Consider the following 2,632-nt stretch of genomic DNA (forward strand, 5'->3'; position numbering starts at 1 on the left):
TGCTGGCCGAGCTGCGCGCGGAGTCGCGCCAGCGCACGGACGCCCTGCGGGTGCGCCCCCAGGCGCGCACCATTCCCGCCCAGTTCATCGAGCTGTCGCTGCGTTCGCGGCACGCGATCGCGGTCGATGCGTCGCGCTCGCGGCTCTACCTGTTCGAGAACACGCCCAACGGGCTGGAACTCGTGGCCGACTACTACGCCTCGGTGGGCAAGCTCGGCATCGAAAAACTCATCGAGGGCGACCAGCGCACGCCGCTGGGCGTGTACTTCATCACGAGCCGCCTGGACCCGGCCACGCTCAAGGACTTCTACGGCGCCGGCGCCCTGCCCATCAACTACCCCAATCCGCTGGACCAGAGCCGCGGCAAGACGGGCAGCGGCATCTGGCTGCACGGCACGCCGCCTGACCAGTTCTCGCGCGCGCCGCTGGCCACCGACGGGTGCCTGGCCCTGGCCAACCCGGACCTGGAGCGCATCCTGCGCACGGTGGAGCCACGCTCCACGCCGGTGGTGATCGCACGGCAGCTGCAATGGGTGCCGCCCCACAGCGTGCAGGCCGACCGCAAGGCGTTCGATGCGGTGCTGGATGCCTGGCGCACCGCCAAGTCGCAGGGCGACCTGCAGCGCCTGATGGGGTTTTACGCCCCCACGTTCCAGAGCTACGGCAAGATGCCGCTGCAGGAGTTTTCCAAGCAGCTGGGCGCGGAAACGCGCGCGCTGCGCGGGCGGCCGATCCAGCTCAAGGACAAGACCCTGCTGCGCTGGACGGATGCCTCCGACACCATGGTGGTAACGTTCGGCGAGGTCATCGAAGGGGCCCGCACCGGCCCCGTCAAGCGCCAGTACTGGACCCGCAAGGGCAACCAATGGCAGATATTTTTCGAAGGAGTGATTGGATGATTTCCAGAAGAAATTCGACCCTGGCGCTGGCCAGCATGGCGCTGGCAGCTATCGTTTCCGTAGCACCCGCCCAGGCGCAGGACGCGGCGGTCCCCAAGGTGAAGCTCGCCACGTCGCTGGGCGACATCGTGGTCCAGCTCGACCCCGCCAAGGCCCCGAAGACGGTGGACAACTTCCTGTCCTATGTGAAGGACAAGCACTACGACGGCACCGTCTTTCACCGCGTGATCAACGGCTTCATGATCCAGGGCGGCGGCTTCACGCCAGACATGCAGCAAAAGCCCACCAAGGCACCGATCCCGCTGGAGGCCAACAACGGCCTCAAGAACGACAACTACACCATCGCCATGGCCCGCACCGGCAATCCGGACTCGGCCACCTCGCAGTTCTTCATCAACGTGAAGGACAACGCCATGCTCAACGCCACCGGTGAAGGCAACGGCTACGCCGTGTTCGGCAAGGTGGTTTCGGGCACCGACGTGGTGGACAAGATCAAGGCCGTGTCCACGGGCAACAAGGGCATGCACCAGAACGTGCCCACGACGCCCGTCGTCATCACCTCCGCCACCGTGGTCAAGTAAAGCCCACCGGCCCCTGTACACACCACGGCCCTTCCGGCCCCCAACGCTTTCCAAGGAATCCCATGAGCAACCCCAAAGTCGAACTGCACATCGCCGGCCACGGCGTCATCACCCTCGAACTCGATGCCGAAAAGGCGCCGAAGTCCACCGAGAACTTCCTGGCCTACGTGAAGAAGGGCCACTACGACAACACGATCTTCCACCGCGTGATCCCCGGCTTCATGGTGCAGGGCGGCGGGTTCGAGCCCGGCATGAACCAAAAGGGTACCGAAGCCCCGATCGAGAACGAGGCCAACAACGGCCTGAAGAACGCCAACTACACCGTGGCCATGGCCCGCACGAGCGATCCGCACTCGGCCACCGCCCAGTTCTTCATCAACGTGGCCGACAACGGCTTCCTGAACCACACCGCGCCGTCCGCCCAGGGCTGGGGCTATGCCGTGTTCGGCAAGGTGGTCAAGGGCACCGAAGTGGTCGATGCCATCAAGGGCGTGAAGACCGGCCGCAAGGGCTTCCATGACGACGTGCCCAAGGACGACGTGATCATCGAGAAGGCCGTCGCCCTGTAATCGCGGCGACCGCGGCGCACCCATCCCCGCCCGCCCCGTGACCACGACCGTGCCCCGGTTCGAGGAGCTTGCCGCTCCTTCGGACTGGCGCACGGTCGAATTCATTTCCGACCTGCACCTGCAGGCCAGCGAGCCCGCCACGTTCGAGGCCTGGCGACGCTATCTGCGGACCACCGACGCCAGCGCGGTGTTCATCCTGGGCGACCTGTTCGAAGTGTGGGTGGGCGACGACTGCATCGACGATGCCGAGGGGGCCTTCGAGGCCGAATGCGGCGCCCTGCTGCGCGAGGCGGCCCGCCAGCGGCCGGTGTTCTTCATGCACGGCAACCGCGACTTCCTGGTCGGGCCGCGCTTTCTGGCCCACTGCGGCCTGACGGGGCTGCACGACCCGACGGTGCTGCAGTTCGGCGGCGAACGCACCGTGCTCAGCCACGGCGACCTGCTCTGCCTGGACGACGTGGACTACCAGCGCTTTCGCGCCCAGGCCCGCAGCACGGAGTGGCAGCAGCGGTTCCTGTCCCAGCCGCTGGCCGTGCGGCGCGCGCAGGCCCGCGGCATCCGCGAGCAGAGCGAGGCGCGCAAG

At 66.8% G+C, this 2,632-nt stretch carries 4 protein-coding genes; all 4 read left to right on the top strand.

The annotated features are described in order from the left end of the window. Positions 1-899, top strand: an 899-nt coding sequence (locus tag AC27KI_RS22465; RefSeq protein WP_487090820.1) for a L,D-transpeptidase family protein, incomplete at its 5' end; no start/stop codon positions are given. After that, the gene (locus AC27KI_RS22470; protein ID WP_487090821.1) at positions 896-1,480 is read left to right on the top strand and encodes a peptidylprolyl isomerase; all 585 of its coding nucleotides are present in this window, start codon (positions 896-898) and stop codon (positions 1,478-1,480) included. The genes AC27KI_RS22465 and AC27KI_RS22470, both read left to right, overlap by 4 nt. Before the next feature lie 62 nt (positions 1,481-1,542). Beyond that, a complete protein-coding gene (locus tag AC27KI_RS22475) occupies positions 1,543-2,049 on the top strand; it encodes a peptidylprolyl isomerase (RefSeq protein ID WP_487090822.1) in 507 nt (168 codons plus the stop codon). 37 nt (positions 2,050-2,086) lie between these two features. Next, a partial coding sequence (locus AC27KI_RS22480; RefSeq protein ID WP_487090823.1) for a UDP-2,3-diacylglucosamine diphosphatase occupies positions 2,087-2,632 on the top strand: 546 nt, incomplete at its 3' end.

It is taken from the genome of Acidovorax sp. KPB24-03 (genome assembly GCF_057546605.1).